Source organism: Tabrizicola aquatica (assembly GCF_002900975.1).
Classification (GTDB): Bacteria; Pseudomonadota; Alphaproteobacteria; order Rhodobacterales; family Rhodobacteraceae; genus Tabrizicola; species Tabrizicola aquatica.
This window is the reverse complement of the sequence record NZ_PJON01000004.1, coordinates 13856-40470: the sequence shown is the minus strand read 5'-3', so window position 1 is coordinate 40470 and position 26615 is coordinate 13856. Positions and strand designations below refer to the sequence as shown.

At 67.0% G+C, this 26615-nt stretch carries 26 protein-coding genes; 18 read left to right on the top strand and 8 right to left on the bottom strand.

Translation table 11 applies throughout. The annotated features are described in order from the left end of the window. Window positions 1–45: 45 nt before the first annotated feature. From dut to CXR42_RS14680, 3 genes are all read left to right on the top strand, one after another. Window positions 46–516 carry a dUTP diphosphatase gene (dut, locus tag CXR42_RS14690; protein WP_103258625.1) on the top strand — a complete coding sequence of 157 codons (471 nt, stop codon included), beginning with the start codon at window positions 46–48 and terminating at the stop codon, window positions 514–516. Next, on the top strand, window positions 513–1547 hold the full coding sequence (locus CXR42_RS14685; RefSeq protein ID WP_245875458.1) for a HesA/MoeB/ThiF family protein: 1035 nt from the start codon (window positions 513–515) through the stop codon (window positions 1545–1547). The genes dut and CXR42_RS14685 overlap by 4 nt, the downstream gene beginning before the upstream one ends. Window positions 1548–2156: 609 nt before the next feature. Next, window positions 2157–2609: a hypothetical protein gene (locus tag CXR42_RS14680; RefSeq protein WP_103258339.1), complete on the top strand. Its 453-nt coding sequence runs from the start codon at window positions 2157–2159 to the stop codon at window positions 2607–2609. Window positions 2610–2653: 44 nt separating this feature from the next. On the opposite strand, the gene CXR42_RS14675 is transcribed toward CXR42_RS14680, so the two are convergent. Beyond that, window positions 2654–4027 carry an amidase gene (locus tag CXR42_RS14675; protein ID WP_103258338.1) on the bottom strand — a complete coding sequence of 458 codons (1374 nt, stop codon included), beginning with the start codon at window positions 4025–4027 and terminating at the stop codon, window positions 2654–2656. Window positions 4028–4177: 150 nt separating this feature from the next. Between CXR42_RS14675 and CXR42_RS14670 the strand changes: the two genes are divergently transcribed. The 5 genes from CXR42_RS14670 to CXR42_RS14650 all read left to right on the top strand — a co-directional run bounded on the left by CXR42_RS14670 (window position 4178) and on the right by CXR42_RS14650 (window position 8906). Further along, window positions 4178–4570 carry a hypothetical protein gene (locus CXR42_RS14670; RefSeq protein ID WP_103258337.1) on the top strand — a complete coding sequence of 131 codons (393 nt, stop codon included), beginning with the start codon at window positions 4178–4180 and terminating at the stop codon, window positions 4568–4570. A gap of 79 nt (window positions 4571–4649) precedes the next feature. Next, window positions 4650–5432, top strand: a complete 783-nt coding sequence (locus CXR42_RS14665; protein WP_103258336.1) for a transporter substrate-binding domain-containing protein — start codon at window positions 4650–4652, stop codon at window positions 5430–5432. 34 nt (window positions 5433–5466) lie between these two features. Next, window positions 5467–6261, top strand: a complete 795-nt coding sequence (locus CXR42_RS14660) for an amino acid ABC transporter permease (RefSeq protein ID WP_103258335.1) — start codon at window positions 5467–5469, stop codon at window positions 6259–6261. 168 nt (window positions 6262–6429) lie between these two features. Next, window positions 6430–8439: a M3 family metallopeptidase gene (locus tag CXR42_RS14655; protein WP_103258334.1), complete on the top strand. Its 2010-nt coding sequence runs from the start codon at window positions 6430–6432 to the stop codon at window positions 8437–8439. Then, window positions 8439–8906: an MgtC/SapB family protein gene (locus CXR42_RS14650; protein ID WP_103258333.1), complete on the top strand. Its 468-nt coding sequence runs from the start codon at window positions 8439–8441 to the stop codon at window positions 8904–8906. Before CXR42_RS14655 ends, CXR42_RS14650 begins: the two co-directional genes overlap by 1 nt. Here CXR42_RS14650 and CXR42_RS14645 read toward each other — a convergent pair. Beyond that, on the bottom strand, window positions 8903–9859 hold the full coding sequence (locus tag CXR42_RS14645) for a GlxA family transcriptional regulator (protein ID WP_103258332.1): 957 nt from the start codon (window positions 9857–9859) through the stop codon (window positions 8903–8905). The genes CXR42_RS14650 and CXR42_RS14645 overlap by 4 nt on opposite strands. 70 nt (window positions 9860–9929) lie before the next feature. Between CXR42_RS14645 and bcoG the strand changes: the two genes are divergently transcribed. The 6 genes from bcoG to CXR42_RS14615 all read left to right on the top strand — a co-directional run bounded on the left by bcoG (window position 9930) and on the right by CXR42_RS14615 (window position 16899). Continuing rightward, window positions 9930–10844, top strand: coding sequence for a 3-dehydrocarnitine:acetyl-CoA trimethylamine transferase BcoG (bcoG, locus tag CXR42_RS14640; RefSeq protein ID WP_103258331.1), 915 nt, complete (start codon window positions 9930–9932; stop codon window positions 10842–10844). After that, on the top strand, window positions 10841–11185 hold the full coding sequence (locus tag CXR42_RS14635) for a hypothetical protein (protein ID WP_103258330.1): 345 nt from the start codon (window positions 10841–10843) through the stop codon (window positions 11183–11185). Before bcoG ends, CXR42_RS14635 begins: the two co-directional genes overlap by 4 nt. Window positions 11186–11195: 10 nt before the next feature. Continuing rightward, entirely contained in the window at window positions 11196–12674 is a 1479-nt protein-coding gene (locus tag CXR42_RS14630) for a carnitine 3-dehydrogenase (RefSeq protein ID WP_103258329.1), read from the top strand. Then, complete coding sequence (locus CXR42_RS14625) at window positions 12674–13837, top strand: acyl-CoA dehydrogenase family protein (protein WP_103258328.1); 1164 nt, start codon at window positions 12674–12676, stop codon at window positions 13835–13837. The genes CXR42_RS14630 and CXR42_RS14625 overlap by 1 nt, the downstream gene beginning before the upstream one ends. A 276-nt stretch (window positions 13838–14113) precedes the next feature. Then, window positions 14114–16099, top strand: a complete 1986-nt coding sequence (locus CXR42_RS14620; protein ID WP_103258327.1) for an acetate--CoA ligase family protein — start codon at window positions 14114–14116, stop codon at window positions 16097–16099. Then, a complete protein-coding gene (locus CXR42_RS14615; protein ID WP_245875457.1) occupies window positions 16099–16899 on the top strand; it encodes a carnitinyl-CoA dehydratase in 801 nt (266 codons plus the stop codon). The genes CXR42_RS14620 and CXR42_RS14615 overlap by 1 nt, the downstream gene beginning before the upstream one ends. Here the strand turns inward: CXR42_RS14615 and CXR42_RS14610 are convergent. Next, window positions 16896–17432, bottom strand: coding sequence for a dihydrofolate reductase family protein (locus CXR42_RS14610; RefSeq protein WP_103258326.1), 537 nt, complete (start codon window positions 17430–17432; stop codon window positions 16896–16898). The two genes, CXR42_RS14615 and CXR42_RS14610, sit on opposite strands and share 4 nt — an antisense overlap. A gap of 140 nt (window positions 17433–17572) precedes the next feature. On the opposite strand from CXR42_RS14610, the gene CXR42_RS14605 reads away from it, so the two are divergent. Next, window positions 17573–18043 (top strand): OsmC family protein, encoded by a 471-nt coding sequence (locus tag CXR42_RS14605; RefSeq protein ID WP_103258325.1) that lies wholly within the window; start codon window positions 17573–17575, stop codon window positions 18041–18043. Between the two features lie 201 nt (window positions 18044–18244). Next, the gene (locus CXR42_RS14600) at window positions 18245–19858 is read left to right on the top strand and encodes a GMC family oxidoreductase (RefSeq protein ID WP_103258324.1); all 1614 of its coding nucleotides are present in this window, start codon (window positions 18245–18247) and stop codon (window positions 19856–19858) included. A gap of 172 nt (window positions 19859–20030) precedes the next feature. Here CXR42_RS14600 and betC read toward each other — a convergent pair whose 3' ends face one another. Continuing rightward, window positions 20031–21533, bottom strand: a complete 1503-nt coding sequence (betC, locus tag CXR42_RS14595; RefSeq protein ID WP_103258323.1) for a choline-sulfatase — start codon at window positions 21531–21533, stop codon at window positions 20031–20033. An 87-nt stretch (window positions 21534–21620) separates the two neighbouring features. After that, complete coding sequence (locus CXR42_RS14590) at window positions 21621–22367, bottom strand: class II aldolase and adducin N-terminal domain-containing protein (RefSeq protein WP_103258622.1); 747 nt, start codon at window positions 22365–22367, stop codon at window positions 21621–21623. 264 nt (window positions 22368–22631) lie between these two features. Here CXR42_RS14590 and CXR42_RS14585 point away from each other — a divergent pair, with 264 nt between their 5' ends. Beyond that, window positions 22632–23063 carry a hypothetical protein gene (locus tag CXR42_RS14585; RefSeq protein ID WP_146038083.1) on the top strand — a complete coding sequence of 144 codons (432 nt, stop codon included), beginning with the start codon at window positions 22632–22634 and terminating at the stop codon, window positions 23061–23063. Window positions 23064–23116: 53 nt separating this feature from the next. Here CXR42_RS14585 and CXR42_RS14580 read toward each other — a convergent pair whose 3' ends face one another. After that, window positions 23117–23323 carry a cold-shock protein gene (locus CXR42_RS14580; protein WP_103258321.1) on the bottom strand — a complete coding sequence of 69 codons (207 nt, stop codon included), beginning with the start codon at window positions 23321–23323 and terminating at the stop codon, window positions 23117–23119. A gap of 223 nt (window positions 23324–23546) precedes the next feature. Between CXR42_RS14580 and parA the strand changes: the two genes are divergently transcribed. Beyond that, window positions 23547–24167 (top strand): ParA family partition ATPase, encoded by a 621-nt coding sequence (gene parA / locus CXR42_RS14575; RefSeq protein ID WP_103258320.1) that lies wholly within the window; start codon window positions 23547–23549, stop codon window positions 24165–24167. A 317-nt stretch (window positions 24168–24484) separates the two neighbouring features. On the opposite strand, the gene CXR42_RS14570 is transcribed toward parA, so the two are convergent. Beyond that, window positions 24485–24643, bottom strand: a complete 159-nt coding sequence (locus CXR42_RS14570; RefSeq protein WP_103258319.1) for a DUF3309 family protein — start codon at window positions 24641–24643, stop codon at window positions 24485–24487. Between the two features lie 200 nt (window positions 24644–24843). Next, entirely contained in the window at window positions 24844–26499 is a 1656-nt protein-coding gene (gene ettA / locus CXR42_RS14565) for an energy-dependent translational throttle protein EttA (RefSeq protein ID WP_103258318.1), read from the bottom strand. Between the last annotated feature and the right edge of the window lie 116 nt (window positions 26500–26615).

The following is a 26615-nucleotide window of genomic DNA, read 5'->3' as shown; positions in this document are numbered from 1 at the left end:
GGAGCCTCCGGCGGGGATATTTGGGGACAGAAAATGGCAGAGCCGATGCGCCTGGTGGTGAGTGTCGTCTGGGAGGATTGGGCCGACCGGAGCCTGCCCTTGCCCGTCTATCAGACGGCTGGGGCGGCGGGGGCGGACCTGTGCGCGAATTTTCCGGAAGGGGAGCGTGCGGTGGGGCTGACTCTGGCGCCGATGGAGCGGGCGATCTGTCCGACGGGCATCCGGGTGGCGGTTCCGGAGGGGTATGAGATGCAGGTGCGGCCCCGGTCGGGGTTGGCATCGAAGCATGGGATCACGCTGCCGAATACGCCCGGCACCATCGACAGCGATTATCGCGGGCCCTTGGGGGTGTCGCTGATCAACCTGGGGACCGAGCCGTATACGGTGCGGCATGGCGACCGGGTGGCGCAGGTGGTGGTGGCCCCGGTGGTGCAGGTGGGGTTCGCCGTGGTGGACGGGCTGGATGAGACGGCGCGCGGCACGGGCGGGTTCGGGTCCACGGGGCTGCGCGCGTGATCGGACTGCTGGGGTTCCTGGGCCTGTGGGCCTTGGGTCGCTGGCGCGGCTGGGGCGCGCGCTGGCTGTGGCTGGCGGCGGGGTGGTGGGGACTGCTGATGCTGGTGCATCTGCCCGGTCAGATGGAGCATCCCTTCGCGCGGGTGGTGGGCGGCGACTTTCGGGGCTGGGCGGTCCTTGGCCTGCTGGCGGCGGTCGTGTTGGGCTACCGCGAGGTGCTGCGGGCCGTCCACCGGCGAAAGGCCCCGGAGCCGGTGGCTGCGCCGCAATCGGGGACGTTCCGCGAGGCGGAACTGGAGCGGTACGCCCGCCACATCCTGCTGCGCGAGATCGGGGGGGCCGGGCAGAAGCGGCTGAAGGCGGCGAAGGTGCTGGTCGTGGGGGCGGGGGGGCTGGGGTCTCCGGTCCTTCTGTATCTCGCGGGGGCCGGGGTGGGGGTGATCGGAGTGATCGACGATGACCTGGTCGAGGGGTCGAACCTGCAGCGGCAGGTGATCCACACCGACGGGCGGATCGGGATGCCGAAGGTGTTCTCGGCCGAGGTGGCGATGCGCGCCCTGAACCCGTTCATCGAGGTGCGGCCCTATCATCGGCGGCTGACCGACGAGATCGCGGTGGACCTGGTCCGGGAGTTCGATCTGGTGCTGGACGGGACCGATGATTTCGACACGCGCTATCTGGTCAACCGGGCCTGCGTGGCGGCGGGGGTGCCGTTGATTTCGGGGGCGATCACGCAGTGGGAGGGGCAGGTCAGCCTGTTCGACCCGGCGAAGGGGGGGCCGTGCTATGCCTGCGTCTTTCCGGTGAAGCCGGCGGCGGGGCTGGTGCCCTCCTGTGCCGAGGCGGGGGTGGCGGCGCCCTTGCCGGGGGTCATCGGGGCGATGATGGCGATGGAGGCGGTGAAGTGGGTCACCGGGGCCGGCGAGGGGCTGGCGGGACGGCTGATGATCCACGACGCGCTTTATATGGAGACCCGGGTGATCGGGGTGAAGCGTCGCGCGGATTGCGAGGTCTGCGGCGGCCGGCACTGACGGGCTGTCCACGCAGGACGGTGGTTGCGGGGTGTTTGGAATCAAGCGGTTAGCGGTGGGCGTTTACTGGGCGTTTGCCTTGTTCGAGGTCGCGGTGCCGGATCGCCTGCGGCTTCTGATGGAAAGCAGCCGCCTTGTGACCGGAGGTCTTGCGGGTTCGGGCGGGTGTTGAATTGAGCGCTGACGCGCACGCCTTTTGTCTCGCCTCTGGCGTGGGGCGCCAATCGGCATCGGGGATGCCTCCGGCGGGGATATTTGTTGCCAGGTTAAAGCGGGGGCCGGGGGCTGGGCCGGAGGGGGGCATCCGGCGTTGGGCGGTGGGTGGTTACCGGGCGTTTGCCCTGTTCGCTTGCGTCCGGAGGTCTTGCGAGTCCGGGCGGGTGTTGAATGGAGCGCTGACGCGCACGCCTTTTGTCTCGCCTCTGGCGCGGGGCGCCAACCGGCTCGGGGATGCTTCCGGCGGGGATATTTGTTGCCAGGTGAAAGCGGGGGCGGAGGGGCCGGGGGAGGGGCGTCTGGATCAAGGGATCGGCCAGCGTCGGCAACGGGAACCCGGACTTGCCATGGCAATGACTATGCGGCGTACCTGCGTCTTTGGGAGGATGGTGAGTGGCCTTGCGTCTGTTCAGTCTGGTTCTGCTGCTGCCGGTGACGCTGGCGAACGTCTATTGGGCGTCAGGGCGGGACCGCAATGTTGGGTATATCGCGTCGAGTTCGGGGGGGCGGTGCGGCCTGGTCGGGGGGCTTTGGCCGCTTGGGTGGGTTCTGCCTTGGGTCTTTCTGGCCCTGGGTGTCGGGTCCGCTTTGCAGCTGATCTTTCGCCGGACGTTCGGCCTTTCGGCGGCGCTTCTGAAGCTGCATGTGGTTCACTTGTGCCTGCTGCTGGCGCTTCTTGTGGTTGGCAACAGTTTTTGCACCGGCTTTGGCCTTTGGTCGGTGGTTTGGCGGTTTTCGGAACTGTTGACCTTTGTCATCGTGGTCATGCTGGTGCCAGTGCCGATCCTTGCGATGCAGATGATCGAAATCCGCAAGGACCGCGCGCAAGAGGACGCTGCGCTGTAGCGCACCCTGCGCTGATCGGACCGAGAGTCGGGGTGAACCCCGACCTACGGGGTGATTGCCGGGATTTCGGGGGCGAGGAGGTCGGCGAGGTCGAGGAGGATGTGTTCGTTCCCCCGGTCGGCCAGGGCCTGGATGGCGATGGGGTGGGTGGCGGTGCGGGTGGTGGTTACCGCAAGGCCGGGAAGGCCCATGAGCGGCGGGGCGATCTGGGGCATCTGGGCCTCGATCACCTGGGCGAAGGCTGCGGGGCTGCTGGTGTCGTAGTGGTTGGGGAAGGGCAGTTGGCCCGAGACCGGGGTCAGAAGGACCGGCCAGTCGGCGAAGAAGCCGCGCCAGAGGCGGGCCAGGCGGGCGCGGGATTGCAGCGCGCGCATGAAGCTTTCCAGCGTCGGCGGTGGTGCGAGTTTCGTGAGTTCCCGGTGGACGAAGCTGGCGTCAGGGTCGGCTTCGCGGGCGATGGCGTCCGCTCCGCCAAGGCCGAATTCGGAGAGCCAGAGGGTCAGTTGCAGCTCCATCGCCTCACGCATGGGGGGAAGGGGCGGGGTGCCGATGTCCCAGCCCTGGGATTCGAGGGTGCGGGCGGCGGCGGTGAGGGCGTCCTGGATCTGCGGGTCGGTTTGCAGGCCATCCGGGGTGAGGGCAAGGGCGGCGCGTTTGGGGTAGGGCGCGGGGGTGGCGGGGGTCCACCAGGGATCGCGCGGGTCGGGGTGCGAGAGGGCGGCGAGGCCAAGGCGCAGGTCGGCGGCAGAACGCGCGAGCGGGCCGGAGACGGCCATGAGTTGCCCGCCGATCAGCCGGTCGCCGGCGGTGGCGTTGAAGGCGGGCACGCGGCCAAGGCCGGGGCGCAGGCCGTGGATGCCGCAGGCATAAGCCGGGTAGCGGATGGACCCCGCGATGTCGGTGCCGTGCGCGATGGCGCCAAGGCCCGCAGCGGTGGCTGAGGCGGCCCCGCCCGAGGAGCCCCCAGGGGTGAGGTCGGGGAAGGCGGGGTTAGTCGTCGCGCCGTGGAGGGAGTTGCGGGTGAACCAGCGCAGGCTGAAGGCGGGGGTGTTGGTGCGGCCGACGATGATTGCCCCGGCGCGGCGCAGGTTGGCGACCGGCGGGCTGTCGGTTTCGGCGACAAGGTCGGCCTGGATGCGCAGGCCGTTCGTCGTGGCCTGGCCCTGCTGGTCGATGTTGACCTTCACCGTGACCGGCACGCCGGCGAGGGGGCCGGGGTCCTTTCCCGTTGCGAGTTGGGCGTCGATGTCGCGGGCCTGCGCCAGCGCCTGATCATCCATGCGCTGCACGATGGCGTTGAGGCCGGGGTTCACCCGGTCGATCCGGGCGAGGGTGGCGCGGATCGCCTCTTCGGCCGAAAGCTGGCGGCTGCGGATCAGGGGGGCGAGGGCGGCGGCAGTGAGGGTCGCGGGGTCCATGGGCACCTTCGTTTTCGGGGCAGGATGGACCGGATCGGCGCGGCTGGGAAGCGTGGGTGGGCAGATTGCCCACCCTACGCCCGGGCCAGGGTGGGGAACCTTGGCCCCCTGCCGGCGTTGGTTTGGCGTAGCAGAGATGCGGAGGACCCGATGTTCCAGACCCGGATGATCGCCCCAAGCCTGACGCGGCTGGCTGCCTGGCTGGGCGGCGTCGCGTTGACCGTCACGGTTGCCCTGGCCGCCGCGCCCGATCCGCGGGCGGACGAGCCGCTGAGCCTGACCGAGACCTATTGCGACGCGCGCACCGTGGTTGCAGCGACGCTGCGGCATGACTTTGCCGAGACGCCCCGGCTGGTGCGGATGACCGGGGAGGGGATGATGATGGAGCTGTGGGCCTCGGAGCTGTTGGGGACCTGGACGGTCTTGCATCACGGGGCGGACGGGATCAGTTGCATCGTGACCTCGGGCCAGGATTGGAGCGAGGGGAGTGATGCCGGTACGGTGCTGGATGCGGCGCTGGCGGGGGCGGTTTACGGGGCGTGACGGGCGGGGCTGAGCGGCTTGCATCGGCGGGGCCAAATGGCATAGTCGGCAGTTGATCCATCAGCCGGGAGCCTGACCGATGAAACTGACCGCCGCCCTTCTGGGCCTTTCCCTTGTCGCCCTGCCCGCCGTGGCCCAGGACCTGCCGGACCTGGCCGGTCGTGAGGTCGTCGTCGTGACCGAGAACGCCTATCCGCCGCTGCAGTTCGTCGACAAGGCGGGCGCGGCCGTGGGCTGGGAATATGACGCGATGGCCGAGATCGCCAAGCGGCTGAACATGGTGGTCAAGTACGAGAATACCAGCTGGGATGCGATGATCCCGGCGGTGGCGGAAGGCCAGTTCGACATCGGCATGACCGGGATCACCATCAAGGACGAGCGCAAGGAGCAGGTCGGTTTCTCGGACGCCTACATGCGGTCGGAGATGCTGATGATCGTGCGCGGCGATGAGGCGCGGTTCACCGATGCGGCCAGCTTTGCCGCGGACCCGGAACTGCTGGTCAGCGCGCAGCCGGGAACCTCGCCTTTCTATGCGGCGATCTACAACATTCTGGACGGCAACGAGGAAAACCCCCGGGTGATCAAGTTCGAGACCTTCGGGGCCGGGCTGGAGGCGCTGAAGGCGGGCGACGTGGACCTGACGCTGTCGGATTCCACGGCGGCGAACGGCTATGTCGCGGCCTCGAACGGCGGGCTGAAGATCATCGGCGAGCCGCTGGCGTCCGAGGATTTCGGGTTCATCTTCCCCAAGGGCAGCGACCTGGTGGCGCCGATCAATGCGGCGATTGCCAGCATGAAGGCGGATGGCACGCTGGATGCCCTGAACCAGAAGTGGTTCGTCGAGTACAAGATGGGCGAGTGAAGGCTGGCCCCCGGCCTGGTCCGGGGGCAACCGCATGGCGCCGAACTCCGAGCCAGAGCGCGACTTTCCCTGGTGGCTGGTGATCCTTGCGGTCACCGGCCTTTGGCTTTTGTACGAGATGCTGTCGGACGAGGTCTATGCCAGCGCCTTGCGCATCCTGACAAAGGGGCTGTGGGTCACGCTGGCCGTGGCGGTGGTCGCCTATCTGGGCGCCTGCGCGATCGGGCTGGGGCTGGCGATGATGGGGCTGTCACGCTTCCTGCTGCTGCGCCAGTTCGCCCGGCTGTACATCGAGGTCATGCGCGGCGTGCCGATCATCGTCCTGCTGCTGTATGTGGCCTTTGTCCTGGTGCCGGGGATCGTCCACGGGGTGAACAGCCTGGCCGGGGACGAGGTGCTGCGCACCCGCGATGTGCCGCTGCTGTGGCGCGCGGTCCTTGCCCTGATGCTGGCCTATTCCGCCTTTCTGGCCGAGATCTTCCGGGCCGGGTTGCAGGCGGTGGACAAGGGCCAGATCGAGGCCGCGCAGGCGCTGGGCCTGAACGGGTGGCAAAGGTTCCGCCATGTTCGTTTTCCACAGGCTTTCCGGCTGATCCTGCCGCCTTTGGGCAATGATTTTGTTGCAATGGTGAAAGACAGTAGCCTGGTGGCGGTGCTGGGCATCTCGGACGTGGCGCAACTGGCCAAGGTCACGGCGGCGGGGAACTTTCGCTATTTCGAGACCTATAACGTGGCGGCCTTCCTGTATCTGGTGATGACCATCGGGCTTTCGCTGATCCTGCGGCGGTTCGAGGCGCGGATGCGGTCGCGCGGGCGGGACGGCAGTTAAGCGGAGCGGCTTGCGCCGCAAGGCTTTTGTCTCGTCGTCGGGCTTCGCCTCCTCCTCGGCGTTGGGGGTTTCACCCCCAAACCCCCAGGATATTTCCGCCAGTATGAAAGGGCATGGGTGGACCTTGGTCCGGGGCGGGCCTAGCTTTGCCGGCAAAGGAGATCTGCGATGAATGTGCTACTTGAGACGTGGGACACTTCGTTCGGGCTGCCGCCCTTCGCGGCGATCCGGGATGAGGATTTCGGGCCGGCCTTCGACGAGGCCCTGGCGCGGGCGCGGGCGGCGATTTCGGCGATTGCCGAGGGGCCGGCGGTGGATTTTGCCGGGGTGATCGAGGCGCTGGAACTGGCGGAAGGCGACCTCGACCGGGTGTCGGGGGTGTTCTACAATCTGGCGGGCGCGGACAGCACCGAGGCGCGCGAGGCGCTGATGCGGGAACTGGCGCCGAAAATGAGCGCGTTTTCCAGCGAGGTCACCAACAACAAGGCGCTGTGGGCCAAGATCGACGCGCTGTGGCAGGGGCGCGAGGCCTTGGGGCTGAGCGCCGAGCAGGGCCGGGTGCTGGACCTGTATCGACGCATGTTCGTCCGGTCCGGTGCGGCGCTGGAGGGGGCGGCGGCCGAGCGGCTGACGGCGGTGAAGTCGCGGCTTGCGGTGCTGGGCACGCAGTTCGGGCAAAACCTGCTGGCGGATGAGCGGTCCTGGTTCCTGGAGCTTGCGCCCGAGGACCTGGCCGCGCTGCCGGGCTTTGTACAGGATGCGGCCAAGGCGGCGGGGGCGGAAAAGGGGCTGGGGCCGGTGGTCACGCTGAACCGGTCGCTGATCGTGCCGCTTTTGCAGTTTTCACCGAACCGGGCCTTGCGGGAACGGGCCTATGCGGCCTGGGTTGCGCGGGGGGCGAACGGGGGCGAGACGGACAACCGGGCGATTGCGGCGGAAATCCTGGCGCTGCGGGCCGAGCGGGCGCAGCTTCTGGGCTATGCCGATTTTGCGGGGTTCAAGCTGGAGCCGGAGATGGCCAAGACGCCGGACGCGGTGCGGGATCTGTTGATGCGGGTCTGGCAGCCGGCGCGCGCGAAGGCGATTGCCGATGCGGCGGTGCTGGAGGCGATGCTGCGGGCCGATGGGTATGCGGGGCCGCTGGAGCCATGGGATTGGCGGTACTATTCCGAGAAGCGCCGCAAGGCGGAGCATGATCTGGATGAGGCGGCGCTGAAGCCGTACCTGTCGCTGGAGGCGATGCTGGGGGCGATGTTCGATTGCTCCACCAAGCTGTTCGGGCTGGAGTTCCGCGAGATCGCGGGGCCGTTCTATCACCCGGATGTGCGGGGCTGGGAGGTGACCCGAGGGGGCGCGCATGTGGCGGTGTTCCTGGGGGATTACTTCGCGCGCGGGTCGAAACGGTCGGGGGCCTGGTGTTCGACGATGCGGTCGCAGCGCAAACTGGGTGGCGAGGTGCGGCCGATCGTGGTCAACGTCTGCAACTTCGCCAAGGGTGAGCCGTGCCTTTTGTCCTATGACGATGCGCGGACGCTGTTCCATGAATTCGGCCATGCGCTGCACCAGATGCTGTCGGATGTGACCTATGGGTTCATCAGCGGAACATCCGTGGCGCGGGACTTTGTGGAACTGCCCAGCCAGCTTTACGAGCATTGGCTGGAGGTGCCTTCGGTGCTGGAGGCGCATGCGCGGCACCATGAGACCGGCGCGCCGATGCCGGGCGACATGCTTAAGCGGCTTCTGGATGCCGGGACCTATGACCAGGGCTTTGCCACGGTGGAATTCGTGGCCAGCGCCATGGTGGACCTGGAGTTCCACACCGGGACGCCACCGGCGGACCCGATGCAGAAACAGGCCGAGGTGCTGGAAAGCCTGGGGATGCCGCGTGCGATCCGGATGCGGCATGCGACACCGCATTTCGCGCATGTGTTCAGCGGCGACGGCTATTCCAGCGGCTACTATAGCTATATGTGGTCCGAGGTGATGGACGCTGATGCCTTTGCCGCGTTTGAGGAGGCGGGCGATCCCTTCCACCCCGAGGTGGCGGCGCGGCTGGAGCGGTTCATCCTGTCGGCCGGCGGGTCGGAGGAAGCCGAGGCGCTGTATCTGAAGTTCCGCGGCCGGATGCCGGGGGTCGAGGCCCTGCTGAAGGGTCGTGGCCTGGTGGATGCGGCGTAATGGAGCTGTTGCGGTCCTGGGATACGGACGCCGCACTGTCGCATCTGGTGGCGCTGGCAGTGGCCTATGTGCTGGCGCTGCCCATCGGCTGGAACCGTGAGCGGGAAGAGCGCAGCGCGGGGTTGCGGACCTTTCCGCTGGTGGCGATGGCGGCCTGCGGCTTTGTGATCATCGCGATCCGCGTGTTGGGGCCCGACTCGCAGCAGCACTCGCGCATCCTGGAGGGGCTGATGACGGGGATCGGCTTTGTCGGTGGCGGGGCGATCCTGAAGCAGGGGGACCGGGCGAAGGGCACGGCGACGGCGGCAAGCCTTTGGGCCACGGGAGCGATCGGCGCGGCGGTGGGCTATGGGCAACTGGACATCGCGGTGATCCTGACTGTTGTGACGGTGCTGACCCTGGTCCTGCTGACGCCCTTGCACCGGGCGGTGCAAGAGCGCAGCGCCGAGGACCGCGACCAGGTCTAGCGTCGCAGCGCGCAGGGCGGGTGGCCGAAGCGGGCGCGGAAGGCGCGGGACAGGGTGGCGGGGCTGGAAAAGCCGGTGCGCAGCGCGACCTCGGCGATGGGATGCGCGGTGTCGGTCAGCATCCGGCGCGCGGCTTGCAGGCGCAGGTCCAGGGCGTGGGCGGCGGGCGTGGTGCCCAGGGCGGCGCGAAACAGCGACTCCAGCCGGCGTGGGGACAGGCCCACGGCCTGCGCGGTCTGGGCGGCGGGTTCGGGGGCGTCGATCCGCGCCTCCATCCGGGCCAGGGCCTGGGCAACGCGAGTGTCGAGTGCTGCGTCCTGGGGGGCGATCTGCGGCTCGTGCCCGTGGCGGACGGTGGCCAGGAAGCTGGCCGCGACCTGCCGGGCCAGCGCCGCGCCGTGGCGGCTGCGGATCAGCTGGAGCATGAAATCCTGGGCCGGGGCGGCGCCCGAGATCGTCACGCGGTTGCGGTCGATCACAAAGCGGTCGGGGACCACGTCGATATGCGGATGGGCGGCGGCGAGGTCCTCCAGATCCTCCCAGTGGACGGTGGCGCGGTGGCCGTCGAGCAGGCCCGCGCGGGCCAGGACCCAGGGGCCGGCGTCGATGCCGCCGACCAGTTGGAACCGGGGCGCGATGCGGCGCAACTCGCGGATCAGGGGGCGGGTTGCCACCTCGGCCAGGCGGTAGCCGGCAATGACGATCAGGGCATCGGCACCGGCAGCATGCGAGAGCGGACCGGAGGAGGGCAGTTCGATCCCGCAGGTCAGCGGCACAGGCGCGCCATCGGGCGAGACGACACGCCAGCGGTATGCCTCACTTCCCAAATGGCGGTTGGCGTTGCGCAGGGGATCGAGGGCCGAGGCGACCTCAAGGATCGAGGCCTGGGGCAGGACCAGAAGCGCGATGGTCAGGGGATCGCGCGCCGGCTGGAAGATTGCGTTTTCCGTCATGAGGATTTCGTAAAGTGCAAAGCGTGGGCGCGCAAGGCAGCTATGCTGGGCGCACCAAGGGGAGGATGCCATGCCGCTGACCATGAACCGCGAAGTCTTTATCACCTGTGCCGTCACCGGCTCGGGCGGGACGCAGGACCGCAGCCGGCATGTGCCGCGGAGCCCCAAGGAAATCGCGGAAAGCGCCATCGCGGCGGCCAAGGCCGGCGCGGCGGTGGTGCATTGCCACGTCCGCGACCCGGAAACCGGCAAGCCCAGCCGCAAGCTGGAGTATTACCGCGAGGTGACCGAACGCATCCGCGACAGCGACACCGATGTGGTCTTGAACCTGACGGCGGGGATGGGCGGCGACATCTACTTTGAAGGGACCGAGGATATGGGCCGCATCGGCCCACGCTCCGACATGGCGGGGGCCACGGAGCGGGTGGCGCATGTGGTGGAGTGCCGGCCCGAGATCTGCACGCTGGACTGCGGCACGATGAACTTCAACGAGGCTGATTACGTGATGGTCAACACGCCCGGCATGCTGCGGGATATGGCCAAGCGCATGACAGCGGCGGGTGTCAGGATCGAGATCGAGGCGTTCGACACCGGCCATCTGTGGCTGGCGAAAGAACTGGTGAAGGAAGGCGTGATCCCCGAACCCGTGCTGGTGCAGCTGTGCATGGGCGTGCCGTGGGGCGCACCCGATGATCTGAACACCTACATGGCGATGGTCAACAATGTTCCAGCGGGCTGGCACTGGTCGGCCTTTGCGCTGGGCCGTCACCAGATGCCCTATGTCGCGGCGGCAGTGATCGCTGGCGGCAACGTACGGGTCGGGCTGGAGGACAACCTGTGGCTGGACAAGGGGGTGCTGGCGACCAACGCGCAACTGGTGGAGCGGGCGGCGACGATCATCGAGAACCTGGGCGCGCGGGTGATCACGCCGGCCGAGGTGCGGGCGCGGCTGAAGCTGGAAAAGCGGGCGCCGGTGGCGAAGTGAGCGCGGCCAGACTCAGCGCGGGCTGGTCAAGACACCTGGCCCTGATCGCCGTGCTGACGCTGGGGGCCTGCGTCGAAGAGGCCCCAGATGGCAAACGGCTGTCCGAGGCCGACCGGGCGGCTTGTCTGATGCAGGGCGGCACGGTCGGGCGCGGCGGGCTCTTGCCCGACGAGGTCTGCTTCCGGCCCGAGCCGGATGCGGGCAAGTCCTGCACGGCGGCCGACGATTGCTCGGGCGTCTGTTTGGCCGACACGCGGACCTGTTCGCCGGTCTCGCCGCTGTTCGGCTGTTTCGAATTCCTGGACGAGACCGGCCAGACGGTCGGCATCTGCATTGACTGAGGGGACGACCATGGCGCGCAAGGCGGCAATCATCGGCGGCGGGGTGATCGGGGGCGGCTGGGCCGCGCGGTTCCTGCTGAATGGCTGGGATGTGGGGGTGTTCGACCCCGACCCGGAGGCGGAGCGGAAGATCGCGGCGGTCCTGTCCAACGCCCGCGCGGCTCTGCCGGCCTTGTCCGATGTGCCGATGCCGGCCGAGGGGAAGCTGACCTTTCACGGCACCATCGGCGAGGCGGTCGAGGGTGCGGAATATGTACAGGAAAGCGTGTCCGAGCGGATCGAGCTGAAGCACAAGGTCTATGCCCAGTTGCAACAATCGAACCCTGGGGTGCTGATCGGGTCGTCCACCAGCGGATTCAAGGCCAGCGACTTGCAGAAATCTGCGGTCAATCCGGCGAACATCATCGTCGCGCATCCGTTCAACCCGGTTTATCTGCTGCCTTTGTCCGAGATCTCGGGGTCCGAGAAGAACCCGCCCGAGGTGGTGGAGCGGACGGTGCAGATCATGAAGGACATCGGGATGTTCCCCCTGGTGATCCGGCACGAGATCGACGCCTTCATCGGCAACCGCTTCCTTGAGGCGGTGTGGCGCGAGGCCCTGTGGATGCTGAAGGACGGCATCGCCACGACCGAAGAAATCGACGAGGCGATCCGCATGGGCTTTGGCCTGCGCTGGGGGCAGATGGGTCTGTTCGAGACCTACCGCATTGCCGGGGGTGAGGCCGGGATGCGGCATTTCATGGCGCAGTTCGGCCCGGCGCTGAAATGGCCCTGGACCAAGCTGATGGACGTGCCCGAGTTCAACGACGAGTTGGTGGAGCTGGTCTCCAGCCAGTCGGACGCGCAGTCCGGGATGTATGGCATCCGCGAGCTGGAACGCATCCGCGACCGGAACCTGGTGGGCTTCCTGCGGTCGTTGAAGGAACGGAACTGGGGCGCGGGGAAGGTGCTGCGCGAGCATGATGAGCGGCGCGCGGCCGCCTTCAACGCCGAGATGGCGGCGGGGCTGGACACGGGGGCCAAGGCCGCGCCGCTGGTCATGTGGCAGGGGCAGGTGCTGCCGGGCTGGATCGATTACAACGGCCACATGACGGAAAGCCGCTACTACTTCTGCAATTCGGAAACCGTGGACAACTTCCTGCGCACCATCGGCGCGGGGATGGACTATGTGGCGGCGGGGCATTCGTTCTACTCGGCCGAGACGCATATCCGCCATCTGGGCGAGGCGAAGCTGGGGGATCAGCTGCGCGGCGAATTGCAGATCATCAGCGCCGACGAAAAGCGGTTCCGCAGCTTTGTCCGGGTGATGAAGGGCGACACTTGCGTGGCGACGGTGGAGCAGTTGTGCCTGCACGTCGATATGGCGGCGGGCAAGACCGTGCCTGCGTCAGCCGAAGTCTGGCGGAACCTGAAAGCCATCGCCGACGCGCACGCGGGGCTACCCCCGCCCGACGGTGCCGGCCGGGCAATCGGACAGGCGAGGGCGTGATGGATTTCGGACTGACCGAAGAACAGCGGATGATCGTCGACACCACGCGCGCCTTCGTGGAGACCGAGCTTTACCCGCACGAGCAGATGGTGGAGCGCACCGGGGTCCTGCCGCTGGAACTGATCCGCGAACTTCAGGGCAAGGCCATCGCGGCAGGGCTTTACGCGGCCAACATGCCGGTGGAAGTGGGCGGCGCGGGGCTGGATACGCTGTCCTGGCTTTTGTACGAGAAAGAGCTAGGCCGGGCGAACTATGCCCTGCACTGGACCTGCGTGGCGCGGCCGTCGAACATCCTGCTGGCGGGGAATGCGGACCAGCGGGAACGCTATCTGATGCCCTGCATCCGGGGCGAGACCTGGGATTGCCTGGCGATGACCGAACCCGGCGCGGGGTCGGATTTGCGGGGGATGAAGGCGAGTGCCCGGCAGGACGGCGGCGACTGGGTGCTGAACGGGACGAAACACTTCATCAGCCACGCGGACCTTGCGGGGTTCGCCATCGTTTTCATGGCAAGCGGTGAGGAACAGACCCCGCGCGGCCCGAAGAAGCTGATCACGGCGTTCTTTGTCGACAAGGGGACGCCCGGCTTCACCGTGCGCGAAGGGTATCGGAACGTTTCGCACCGCGGCTACACCAACGCCGTGCTGGAGTTCGACGATTGCCGGGTGCCTGCGGCGAACGTGCTGGGCGAGCCGCACAAGGGGTTCGACGTGGCGAACTCCTGGCTGGGCGCGACGCGACTGCAGGTTGCATCGACCTGCCTTGGCCGGGCGGAGCGGGCACTGGGGCATGCGATTTCCTATGCGGCAGAGCGCAAGCAGTTCGGCCAGCAGATCGGCAAGTTCCAGGGGGTCAGCTTCAAGCTGGCCGACATGGCGATGGAGCTGAAGGCGGCGGAGCTTCTGACCCGCGAGGCGGCCTGGAAATACGATCAGGGCACGGTGACCGAGGCCGACATGGCGATGGCCAAGCTGAAAGCGACCGAGGTGCTGGCGATGGTGGCGGACGAGGCGATCCAGATCCACGGCGGAATGGGCCTGATGGACGAGTTGCCCTTGGAGCGGATCTGGCGGGACTCTCGCGTGGAGCGGATCTGGGAGGGCACGTCCGAGATCCAGCGGCACATCATCAGCCGCGAATTGCTGCGGGCGGTCGAGGGCTGAGATGTCGGAGCGAGGGGTTTCACACCCCTCGCGCTCCCCGTGGGATATTTAAGGACAGAAAATGCAGGCTTTCGCAGTCTCTGGTAACCGCGCGTTAACGTTAATGCGCGAGTCTCTCAGGGCGGTACAGGCGGGGACGCCGATGACCGCGACAGGAAATGGCACCTCGCTTCGGATTCCGGGGCGGGGTGTTCCCATTTTCTGTCTGGAAATATCCTCTGGGGGTCCGGGGGGCGAAGCGCCCCCGGGTGGATATGCAGCAGGGCGAGACAGGAAATGACGCGGCTGGACCGTCTTCTCCGCCCGCGCCACATAGCCGTCCTTGGGGCGGGCTGGGCGCTGAACGTCATCGAACAATGCCGGAAAATGGGTTTCCAGGGGCCGGTCTGGCCAGTGCATCCGACCAAGGCCGAGATTGGCGGCCTCAAGGCCTATCCCAGCCTTGCCGACCTGCCCGAGGCCCCTGATGCCACCTTCATCGGGGTAAACCGCTTTGCCACGCTGGACGTGGTGGCAGAGCTTGCGGCGATGGGGGCCGGCGGTGCGATCTGTTTCGCCTCAGGCTGGACCGAGGCAGGGGAACCGGAGCTGCAGGACAAGCTGGTGGCGGCGGCGGGCGACATGCCGATCCTGGGGCCGAACTGCTATGGCGTGATCAACTACCTGGACGGCGCGCTTCTCTGGCCCGACCAGCACGGCGGTGTGCCGGTCACATCCGGCGTGGCGCTGGTCAGCCAGTCGTCGAACATCGTCATCAACATGGGGATGCAGCAGCGGGGGCTGCCGGTGGCCTATGTCGCCTGTCTGGGCAATGCCGCCGTGGTGGGGTTGGCCGAACTGACCGGGGCCTTGCTGGATGATCCTCGGGTGACGGCGGTGGGGCTTTACATCGAGGGGATCGACGATGCGCCGGCCTTTGCCGCGCTTGCGCAGAAGGCGCGGGCGATGGGCAAGGGCGTGGTCGCAATCAAGTCGGGCAAGACCGAGCTTTCCCGGACGGCGGCGGCGTCGCATACGGCGTCGCTGGCCGGTGGAGGGGCCGCCTCAAGCGCCTTTCTGCGGCAGGTGGGTGTGGCGGAGGTGAACAGCCCGTCGGAGCTGATCGAGACGCTGAAGATCTTCCATGTCCACGGGCCGCAGATCGGGCGGCGGCTGTGTTCGCTGTCTTGCTCGGGCGGCGAGGCGGGGCTGGTGGCAGACCTTGCCGCGCCCTTCGGGCTGGAGTTCCCGCCGGTGCCGCAGGCGACCCATGACCGGCTGTTCGCGGTGCTGGGCGAGATCCCGACGATCTCGAACCCTTTGGATTACCACACCTTCATCTGGGGGGACGGGCCAAAGACGACCGAGGTCTTCAGCGCGATGCTGGAGGCCTATGACGCTGGCATCTACATCATCGACGCGCCCCGGGCCGATCGCTGTGACCCGTCGGGTTATGACCCGGCCTTTCAGGCGATCATCGACGCGCAAGGGGCGACAGGGAAGGTCGCTTTCCCGGTCGCCTCGATGGCAGAGAACTTCGGCGAGACGCGGGTCCTGGGCATGATGGCGGAAGGGGTCTGCGCGCTGCTGGGGCTGGAGACGGCGCTGGCGGCGATCAAGGCGGCGCAGACAGCGCCCGGCCTTGATGGGTGGGGACCGGTGGCTGCTCGGGCGCCGCGCGAGACGCGGATGCTGTCCGAGGCGGAGGGGAAGGCGCTGCTGGCAGGGGCTGGGGTGGCGGTGCCGATGTCTGTCACGGCGGCGAGCCTTACCAAGCTGGATCTGGCCGGGTTGACCCCGCCCTTCGCGCTGAAGGGGCTGGGGTTCGCCCACAAGACCGAGGCTGGGGCGGTGCGGCTGGGGCTTTCGACGCTGGAGGGGCAGGCCGAGATGCCGGGGGCGACGGGCTATCTGGTCGAGGAGATGGTGACGGGCGCGGTGGCCGAGGTGCTGGTCGGCCTGCGCCGCGATCCGGTCTATGGCGTGACGCTGACGCTGGGGATGGGCGGGGTGGCGGCCGAGGTACTGGCTGACACCGTGACTCTGGTCCTGCCGGTGACGGAAGCGCAGGTGCTGGAGGCGGCGCGGGGCCTGCGGCTGTGGCCTTTGCTGGACGGCTATCGTGGCCGGGCGAAGGCCGACATGGCCGCGGTGGCGGCCATCGCGGTTCGGCTGGGCGCCTTGATGCTGGCAGACGAGAGCCTTGAGGAAATCGAAATCAATCCGGTCATGGTGCGCGAACAGGGCGCCGTGGCGGTGGATGCACTGGTCAGGAGGGTATGATGGCGATGGAGATGCGGACCGAGGGGCCGGTCAAGACCCGGCGCGAGGGGGCGATTCTGGAGGTCACATTGGACCGGCCCAAGGCCAATGCGATCGACCTGCAGACCAGCCGGATCATGGGGCTGGTGTTCCGGGACTTCCGCGATGATGACTCGCTTCGGGTCTGCATCCTGCGCTCGGCGGGCGAGAAGTTCTTCTGCCCCGGCTGGGACCTGAAGGCGGCGGCGGATGGCGATGCGGTGGATGGCGACTATGGCGTGGGGGGCTTTGGCGGGTTGCAGGAACTGCCGAACCTGAACAAGCCGGTGATTGCAGCGGTGCAAGGCATCTGCTGCGGAGGCGGGCTGGAGCTGGCCCTGTCGGCGGACCTGATCCTGTGTTCGACCAACGCGACCTTCGCACTGCCAGAGATCCGGTCGGGGACAGTGGCCGATGCCGCCAGCATCAAGCTTCCGAAGCGCATCCCCTATCATGTGGCGATGGACCTTCTGCTGACGGGCCGCTGGTTCGACGCCCAAGAAGCGTTCCGCTGGGGCCTGATCAAGGAAATCTGCGCGCCTGAGGATCTGCTGGCGAAGGCCTGGGATCTGGCGCGGCTGCTGGAGAGCGGGCCGCCCTTGGTCTATGCCGCGATCAAGGAAGTGGTGCGCGAGGCCGAGAACCTGCGCTTCCAGGACGCGCTGAACCGGATCACCAAGCGGCAGATGCCGACAGTGGACCGGCTGTATTCGTCCGAGGACCAGCTTGAGGGTGCGCGGGCCTTCGCCGAAAGGCGCGACCCGGTGTGGAAGGGTCGCTAGGCGCGCAGGCTGTAGTGCGATTGGACAAGGCCGGAGGGGAAGGTGACCGTCCGCTCGTGCCGAAGCTTCACGTCCCTTGCGAGTGGCCCGAAAAGGCTGCGCCCCTCGCCGATCAGGACGGGCACGCGGGAAATCACCATGTCGGCGATCAGACCGTCGCGCAGGAAGGCCTGCACGATCTGCCCGCCATCGACATAGACCCGGGTGGCTCCCTTGCGGCCCAGATGCTCCATCGCGGCGCTGGGGGTGAGGTCGGCAAAGCTGACTTTCCCGCGCAAGGCGTCGGGCGGTTCGGTCCCGGCCAGTTGGCGTGAGAGGACCAGAACCGGCTTGTCATAGGGCCAGGCGTCGAATGCCAGCACGGCCTCATAGCTGCCGCGCCCCATCACGATGGCGTCGATATCCTGGATGAAGGCGGCATATCCGTGATCCTCGTCCTTGTGTTCGGGAAGGATCAGCCAGTCCAGGCTGCCGTCTGTGCGGGCGACGAAACCGTCAAGGCTGGTGCCGATGAAGACATGTCCGGTGGGCATCGCGGGTCTCCTGAGTGCATGGGAAGCGGCAGTCATGCCATGCAAAGGCGGTCCTGCCAAGGTAATGTTTCCATTTCGTTCCAGGCTGGTTCGCTGGCCCAAGGCGCGCTAGCTTGCCGGCATGGCAAGGGAGGCGACCGATGCCCAACCACGATTACACCACCCGCATCCAATGGACCGGCAACCGGGGCGAGGGGACGGCGCATTACAAGGCTTATGACCGGACCTGGGATATTGCGGTTCCGGGGAAGGCGGTGGTCCATTGTTCCAACGATCCGCTGCTGGGTGGCGATCCGTCGAAGATGAACCCGGAGGACCTGCTCTTGTCCGCGCTCTCGGCCTGTCACATGCTGTGGTATCTGCATTATGCCAGCGATGCGGGCATCGTGGTGACCTCCTATGCCGACAGCCCGCTGGGCCTGGGCGAGGTGGGGCGCGGCGGTGCGGGGCGGTTCGTGAAGGTGACCCTTCGGCCGGTTGTCGGGGTGAAGGCGGGGACGGATCTTGCGGCGGCCGAGGCGATCCATCACCGCATCCACGAGGTCTGCTTCATCGCCCGCTCGGTGAATTTCCCGGTGGAATATGAGCCGGTTTTCGTGGTCGAGGGCTAAGCTCGTCGATGACCTCGTCACTCCTCGCGCGGGTCGAGCCGCTGCGCAGGGTAAGGCCAGGTGGAAGGATCGCGCCTCGCGGGCGACGAGAAGACGAAGTCGCACGAGGAGCGGACCCCAAGCGCGACATTCAGTGTCGTAAACCGGACGGTTCCAGCGCCTGCCCGCCGCTAGGGTCGCGGTCGGTTGCCGGGGGCTGTCATGGACGAGACCGATTACATCATCGTGGGCGCGGGGTCTGCGGGCTGCGTCCTTGCGGACCGTTTGACCGCTTCGGGCAAGCACAGGGTCACGGTGCTGGAGGCGGGCGGGTCGGACCGGCGGTTCTTCGTCCAGTTGCCGCTGGGCTATGGGAAGCTGTTCTACGACCCTTCGGTGAACTGGCTGTACAAGACCGAGCCTGATCCCGGTCTGGCCGGGGCGCGGGACCATTGGCCGCGCGGCAAGGTGCTGGGCGGGTCGTCCAGCATTAACGCGATGGTCTGGATCCGGGGGCATCGCGCGGATTACGAGGATTGGGGGCGCGACAACCCCGGCTGGGGCTGGGACGAGTGCCTGTCTGCCTATCGCGCGATGGAGGACAACGAGGCGGGCGGGGACGACTTCCGCGGTAAGGGTGGCCCGCTGTTCATCTCGGCCAACCGGTCGGGGCTGCATCCGCTGGTGCCGTCCTATATCGCGGCCTGTGGGCAAGCTGGGCTGGGGGAGAACCCGGACTTCAACGGCGCGGTGCAGGAAGGGGCGGGCGTCTACCAGATGACGATCAAGGGCGCGCGCCGGAACTCGGCCGCGCGGGCCTTTCTGCGGCCGGCGATGAAGCGGGCGAACCTGTCGGTTGTCACCGGGGCGCTGGTGACGCGGGTGGTGATCGAGGGCGGACGGGCCGTGGGGGTGGAGTATCGTCGGGGCGGCGAGACGCGGGTGCTGCGGGCCAGGGCCGAGGTCATTCTGGCCGGGGGCGCGATCAACTCGCCGCAGTTGTTGCAGCTGAGCGGGATCGGGCCGGGGGGGCTGTTGCAGTCCCTGGGCATCCCGGTGGTGCTGGACAATGCGAATGTGGGCGATCACCTGAGCGACCATCAGGGCATCAACTACACCTGGTCGATGAAGGTGCCGACCTACAATGACGAGCTGCGGCCCTGGTGGGGCAAGCTGCGGGCGGGGCTGCAATATTTCCTTGGTGGCGGCGGGCCGCTGGCCAAGTCGATCAACCATGGCGGCGGATTCTTCCGCACGCGGGCCGACATGGATCGGCCGAACATGCAGCTGTATTTCCAGGCGTTCTCGACCCTGATCCCGCGCGACGGAGAACGGCCGATCCTCAACCCGGACCCCTGGTCGGGGATGTCGATCGGGCTGTCGAACTGCCGCCCGACCAGCCGGGGGCATATCCGGCTGCGGACCGCGCGGCCGGAGGATCATCCGGTGATCACCGCCAATGCGTTCTCCACCAACAATGATGTCGAGGAGATGCTGGCGGCGGTAAAGTTCCTGCGGACCATCGCCGCGCAACCGTCGCTGGCGCGGCTGATCAAGGAAGAGTTGCGGCCGGGGCCGGAGGTGATGACGGACGAGGATTTGATCGCCGATTTTCGTGCGCGGTCGGGCACGGTCTATCACCCGAGCTGCACTTGCCGGATGGGCCGGGATGCCGCGACGTCCGTGGTGGATGCGGGGCTGCGGGTGCATGGGGTGGGCGGGTTGCGGGTGATCGACGCGAGTGCGTTTCCGAACATCATCGCGGGGAACACCAATGCGCCGGCCATGCTGATGGGCTGGAAGGGCGCAGAGGCGATGTTGGCCGACGCGCGCTGACGGGAGGTGCCGTCCTCGGGGCATCGAGCCCCTCGGACGGCGCTGCCGCAGAATTGCGCCGGGTGTGGCGCATGGGGCGGGCGTGGAGCCTCCGGCGGGGATATTTGGGCCAGTATGAAAGCCGGGGCGGGAGTAGGGTGGGCGATGCGCCCACCTTTGCTGGCAGCCGGTGCTATTCACCTCGCGGGAAGCGTTTGCTGTCTTCCAGGATGTTCAGGTCCATGTGGTTGCGCATGTAGCGTTCGGAGGCGGCGCGGAGGGGCTGGTGGTCCCAGGGGAAATAGGCGCCGTTCCGCAACGCCTCATACACCACCCAGCGGCGGGCCTGGCTTTCGCGGACCTGAGCGTCGTAGGCGGCGAGGTCCCAGCGTTGGTCCGCAAGCGTGCGGAAGTGGCTGAGGACTTCGGCGGCGCGGGGGTCCTGCGCCAGGTTCGTCGTCTCGCCCGGGTCATTCGCCACGTCGAACAGCTGTTCGGGGTCGGCCGGGCAGCGGATGTATTTCCAGGCGCCGTCGCGCAGGGCGACCATCGGGGTGATCGTGCCTTCGGCGGCATATTCCATCGCCACGGGGCCGCGCGGTGCACCGTTGGCGACGGGGATCAGGTTCACGCCCTCGGTCCAGGGCATGACCTCCTCCATCGAGATGCCGGCCAGCGCCGCCAGGGTCGGGGCAAGGTCGATCGAGGAGACCGGGGTTTCCACGCAACCGGCGGGCAGGTCGGGGGCGGCGATCATCAGGGGCACGCGGGCGGAGCCTTCGAAGAAGTTCATCTTGAACCAGAGGCCCTTTTCCCCAAGCATCTCGCCGTGGTCGGAGAGAAAGACGATGTGGGCCTCCTGCCGGGTTGCTTCCAGCACCGCGAGGATTTCACCGATCTTGTCGTCGATGTAGCTGATATTGGCGAAATAGGCCTGTCGCGCGCGGCGGATGTGATCTGGGGTAATCTCCATCCCGCGCCAGTCGCAGGCGTCCATCAGGCGCTGGGAATGGGGGTCCATATCCTCATAAGCCAGGCCCGCAGGTGGCTCGCATTCGGGCGCACCTTCGTAGAGGTCCCAGTATTTGCGGCGGGCGACGAAGGGGTCGTGCGGGTGGGTGAAGCTGACCGTCAGCGCCCAGGGGCGGGGGTCCAGGCCGCGCGACAGGTCGTAGAGTTTCTGCACCGCCTGGAACGCGACGTCGTCGTCGTATTCGTACTGGTTGGTGATCTCGGCCACGCCGGCCCCGGTGACCGAGCCGAGGTTGTGGTACCACCAGTCGATCCGCTCACCGGGTTTGCGATAGTCGGGGGTCCAGCCGAAATCGGCGGGGTAGATGTCGGTCGTCAGGCGCTGTTCAAAGCCGTGCAACTGGTCGGGACCGACGAAATGCATCTTGCCACTGAGGGCAGTCTGATAACCCGCGCGGCGCAGGTGGTGCGCGTAGGTCGGGATGTCCGAGGCGAATTCGGCGGCGTTGTCGTAGACCCTAGTCCGGCTGGGAAGCTGGCCCGACATGAAACTGGCGCGCGCCGGCGCGCAGAGGGGCGAGGCGGTGTAGCAATTGGCAAAGCGCGCCGAGCGGGCGGCCAGACGCTTCAGGTTCGGGGCGTGCAGGAAATCGGCCGGGCCATCGGGGAACAGCGTCCCGTTCAACTGGTCGACCATCAGGATCAGCAGGTTCGGTCTGGTCATCGGCGGGCCCTTTCCAAGCGTGCTGCCTTCCTGCCCCCGGCCGGGCGGCGGCGCTGGCCCCCGACCGACCTGGGCGTCCCGGAAACGTCATCCGGCGTAGGACGGGTCCTCGGCGTCCAAGATCGCGCGCAATTCGCGCAGGTGGGCCTCGGCAAAGCCGGGGTAGCTTTCCCATTCGCGGGCGGTTTTCTCGGCGATTGCTTCGGGCAGGACGCGCAGGGGGCGGCCGGTCTGCAGGGCGCGGATGTAGGTCTCGGCCGCGCGCTCGAAATAGTAAAGGCGGTTGAAGGTCTCGGCCACAGTGCGGCCGATCACCAGGACGCCGTGGTTGCCCATGATCATCGTGGTGATCTTCGGGTCCGCCAGAAGCTGGGCGCAGCGGGCGCCTTCCTCTTCGAACGCCATGCCGCCGTAGTGGTCGTCGATGACATGGCGGTTGTGGAACATAGCGGTGTTCTGGTCGATTGCCGGAAGGCGAGAGTCGGCAAGGCTGGCAAGGACGGTCGCGTGAATGGAATGGACATGCATGACGCAGGCGGCATGCGGGCAGGCGCGATGGACGCTGCCGTGCAGGCCCCATGCGGTGGGGTCGGGCGCATCGGGGCGCGAGAGGGTGGCGGGGTCGTTCGCGTCGATCTCGACCAGGGACGAGGCGGTGATCCGGCTGAAGTGGCGGCCGTTCGGATTGATCAGGAAGCGGGTGCCTTCGGGGTTCACCGCCAGCGAGAAATGGTTGGCCACCGCTTCGTGCAGCCCCAGCCGTGCGGTCCAGCGGAAGGCGGCGGCCAGGTCCTGACGCAGGTCCCAATGGGCAAGGTTCGTGTGCTGGTTCATCCGATCATCCTTTGGTGATTCGTCCGGAGTGTCGCGCATCATGGGCTGCATTCCGAGGTGAAATAGGTTAACAGCGCGAAGCAGAGCCGTTAACGAAGTTTGGAAGGTGACGATTGCAACCGTGATGCGGCATGGCAGCGGCAGACCGGCAACCTTAGCTGGAATGTGGCGCCTTCGCCGATTTTCACCTGTAACTTTCCTTGTTTACGGCAAATGCTGGCTGCAATGCCAGGCTACGCAGAACCAAGGTGATGGAGGTGCGCGGTGCAGACATTTCCCGGGATCGACGGACAGGCCCCCGCTCCGCATGTGCTGGGGGTGCGGGTCATGCTTTTGACCGACCGACCCGAGGGAGACTGTGCGCAGCGTCTGGCGGGCTATGGCAGCCTGGTCGAAATCAAGGGCGAGCTTGCCGCCGCGCTGGCGGCGGTGCTGGACGATCCGCTGGGCTTTGACCTGTTCGTGATGGATTGTGATGCCTATGGCGGGATCGCGGCGGCCGAGCGGGCGATTGCCACGCTGGTGGCCGCCGAGGCGCGGATGCGGGTGATCCTGGTGAGTGGTGAGTTTGACGAACCGGCCTATCCCCTGGGGCGGCGCACGGCCGTCTGCCTGCCCGACCCGGTGTCCGAGCCCGGCTTTCGCCGCGGATTCGAGCATGTCTTGCGCGACCGCGCGCCCGTCACGCTGATGTAAACACCTGCGCGGTGGAAGGCCGAGGGCGGTGCGCCGCCCCCGACCGGGATCGCTTATGCGAGCGCGAGGTTGGTGGCGGATTCACGCCCGTCGCGGCCGGCTTCGATGTCGAAGGTGACCGGCTGGCCGTCTTTCAGGCTGCGCAGGCCGGCACGCTCCAGCGCGGTGATGTGGACGAACACGTCCTTCTTGCCGCCTTCCGGGGCGATGAAGCCGTAGCCTTTGGTTTCATTGAACCATTTCACGGTGCCCTTGGCCATCGTGAAGTTCTCCTGTCTAGTCTGCCGCCCGCGGAAGTGCGGCGGCCCGGCCCCGTCAGCTTAGTGTCGATTGCTGTGGCCGAAGGTCGGAGACAGTGGTCGAGAAGTTAACGTCGCCCGGGAAATATCGCACAGAAAGCGAGTGATTCCAAGCCTTCCGCAGTGGGGCTGTGCTGCGCTGCCCGAACAGGATATGCTGCATTGCAGCATAGGGGGATTCGCGATGGGCAAGGTCGTGACCGTGGCGCAGCAGAAGGGTGGGTCGGGCAAGACGACGCTGGCCGTCAACCTGGCGGTGGAGTTCCGGCGCCGGGGAATGAAGGTGGCGCTTCTGGATACGGACCCGCAGGGCAGCCTTGGGCGCTGGTTCATGGCGCGGCGCGATCGGCTGGGTGATCCGGGGATGGAGTTTTCCACCGCCTCGGCCTGGGGGGTCAGTTATGAGTGCGAAAAGCTGAAGAAGCAGGCCGATGTGGTGATCGTGGATACGCCGCCGAAGGTGGATGCGGACCTGCGGCCCGCGCTGCGCGAGGCGGACCTGGTGCTGGTGCCGGTTGCAGCCTCGATGGTGGATCTCTGGGCGACGGATGGGGTCTTTGACCTGATCGGCCGCGAGGGGCGGCGGGCGGTGATCGTGTTGAACCGGGTCAAGGCGGGCACGCGGCTGGGGCTGGAAGTGGCCGAGGCGGCGGGCAAGGTCGGCGGGGTGGCTGGGGCCGCGCTGGGCCAGCGGGTCATCTATGCCGAGACGCTGGGCCAGGGGCTGGGGGCCAGCGAAGCGCGGGGCACGGCTGCAGCCGAGGTCGCGCGGCTGGCGGATGAGGTGCTGGGCCTGTTGGACTGACCCCGGGTCGGCAGGGCCGCCCGGGGGAGGGACGTCAGAAGACGTCGAGCAGGTAGAGGATGATGATGATCGGGATCGGGATGCCGATCAGCCAGGCGAGTGCGCCTTTCATGGGGTGACTCCTTGATGGTTGGTTGTCGGATCAACGCTTGGACAGTCGGGCTGGTTCCCTTGGTTGTCCACGGTGGACGGGACGTGACCTTTCCGCGTTTTCAAGGGCTTGCGGCCGCACGGTAACGATCTGGAAAGGATTGACGCCCGCAGGACGACGCCCCGCCAGGCCCCGCAAGGCCGGCCGGGGCGCACGCCCGGTCAGGCTAGACCCGCCCGGTCAGGACCAGGATCAGCAGGATGATGACGATCACCCCCACGATCCCGGAAGGCCCGTAGCCCCAGGAGCTGGAATAGCCCCAGGTCGGCAGCGCGCCGATCAGGGCCAGGATCAGGATGATAAGGAGAATGGTGCCGAGCGACATGGGTTGCGCCTTTCGCTGTGGAGGGCCGGGATGGCCCTGTCGGCGAAAGAACGCTTAGACCGGCGGGATGGTTCCGGGCCTGACGAAACGGCGGCAAGCGAGGGTGCGCTGGAAGCACACCCTACGCCAGTGGCAGGGCTGGGCCGCGATGCGCAAGGGCTGCGCATCGCATTTGGGGGGGCCAGACCCGACCAGTTGGTCTAGCGGGCGAAACGCTTGTACTTCACGCGCTTCGGTTCCAGCGCATCCGGTCCCAGGCGGCGGACCTTGTCCTGCTCGTAGGCTTCGAAGTTGCCCTCGAACCACTCCACATGCGCGTCGCCTTCAAACGCCAGGATGTGCGTGCAGAGGCGGTCCAGGAAGAAGCGGTCGTGGCTGATGATGATCGCGCAGCCGGCAAAGTCTTCGATCGCGGCCTCAAGCGCCTGCAGCGTTTCGACGTCCAAGTCGTTGGTCGGTTCGTCGAGGAGCAGCACGTTGCCGCCCGACTTCAACAGCTTGGCCATGTGGACGCGGTTGCGCTCACCGCCCGACAGGAGGCCGACCTTCTTCTGCTGGTCCGTCCCCTTGAAGTTGAACGCCCCCGTGTAGACGCGAGAGTTCATCTGCATGTCGCCCAGGTGGATCACCTCGGCCCCGCCGGAGATTTCCTCCCAGACGTTCTTGTTCGGGTCCAGCGCGTCGCGCGACTGGTCGACGTAGGCCAGCTTCACCGTGTCACCCAGCTTGATCGTGCCAGCGTCAGGGGTTTCCTGGCCGGTGATCATGCGGAAAAGCGTGGACTTGCCCGCGCCGTTCGGGCCGATGACGCCGACGATGGCGCCCGGCGGGACGGTGAAGGACAGATCCTCGATCAGAAGCTTGTCGCCCATCGCCTTCTTCAGGCCCTCGACCTCGATCACCTTGTTGCCGAGGCGTTCGCCGTTCGGGATGATGATCTGGGCGGTAGTGGCGCGTTCGCTGACGGTCTGGCCGGCCATCTCGTTATAGCGGTTGAGGCGGGCCTTGCCCTTGGCCTGACGAGCCTTGGCGCCAGAGCGGATCCACTCCAGTTCCTTTTCCAGGGCTTTCTGCTTGGTTTTGTCCTCACGCGCCTCTTGCGCCATCCGCTTGGCCTTCTGGTCCAGCCAGGCGGAATAGTTGCCTTCGTAGGGAATCCCGCGGCCGCGGTCGAGTTCCAGGATCCAGCCGGTGATGTCATCCAGGAAATAGCGGTCGTGGGTGACGATCAGGATCGTGCCCTTGTAGTCGATCAGGTGCTTTTGCAGCCAGGCGATCGATTCCGCGTCCAGGTGGTTGGTCGGCTCATCCAGAAGCAGCATGTCGGGCTTTTCAAGCAGAAGCTTGCACAGCGCGATGCGGCGGCGTTCGCCGCCCGAAAGAGTGCTGACGTCGGAATCGTCGGGCGGGCAGCGTAGCGCGTCCATAGCGACGCCGACGGTCGCCTCAAGCTCCCACAGGTTGCCGGCGTCGATCTGGTCCTGCAGGGCGGCCATCTCGTCTGCAGTCTCGTCCGAGTAGTTCATGGCCAGTTCGTTGTAGCGTTCCAGGATCTTGGTCTGCTCGGCCACGCCCAGCATGACGTTTTCCTTGGCGGTCAACGCGGGGTCCAGATACGGCTCTTGCGCCAGATAGCCGACCTTGGCGCCCTTGGCGGCCCAGGCTTCGCCTTTGAAGTCCTTGTCCATCCCGGCCATGATCTTCAACAGCGTGGACTTGCCCGCGCCGTTGACGCCGACCACGCCGATCTTCACGCCGGGCAGGAAGTTCAGGTGAATGTTCTCGAAGCAGGTCTTGCCGCCCGGATAGGTCTTGGAGACGTTCTCCATGTGGTAGACGTATTGATAGCTGGCCATGGGTCGGGCTCCATTAGGGGGTTGGCGCGTATGTAGCGACGATGGGGTGCGGCTGCAACGGTCAGGGTGCGGGGAACCCGACTTGGCATCGCCTGCGGGTGGGGGTCGTCTGGTCC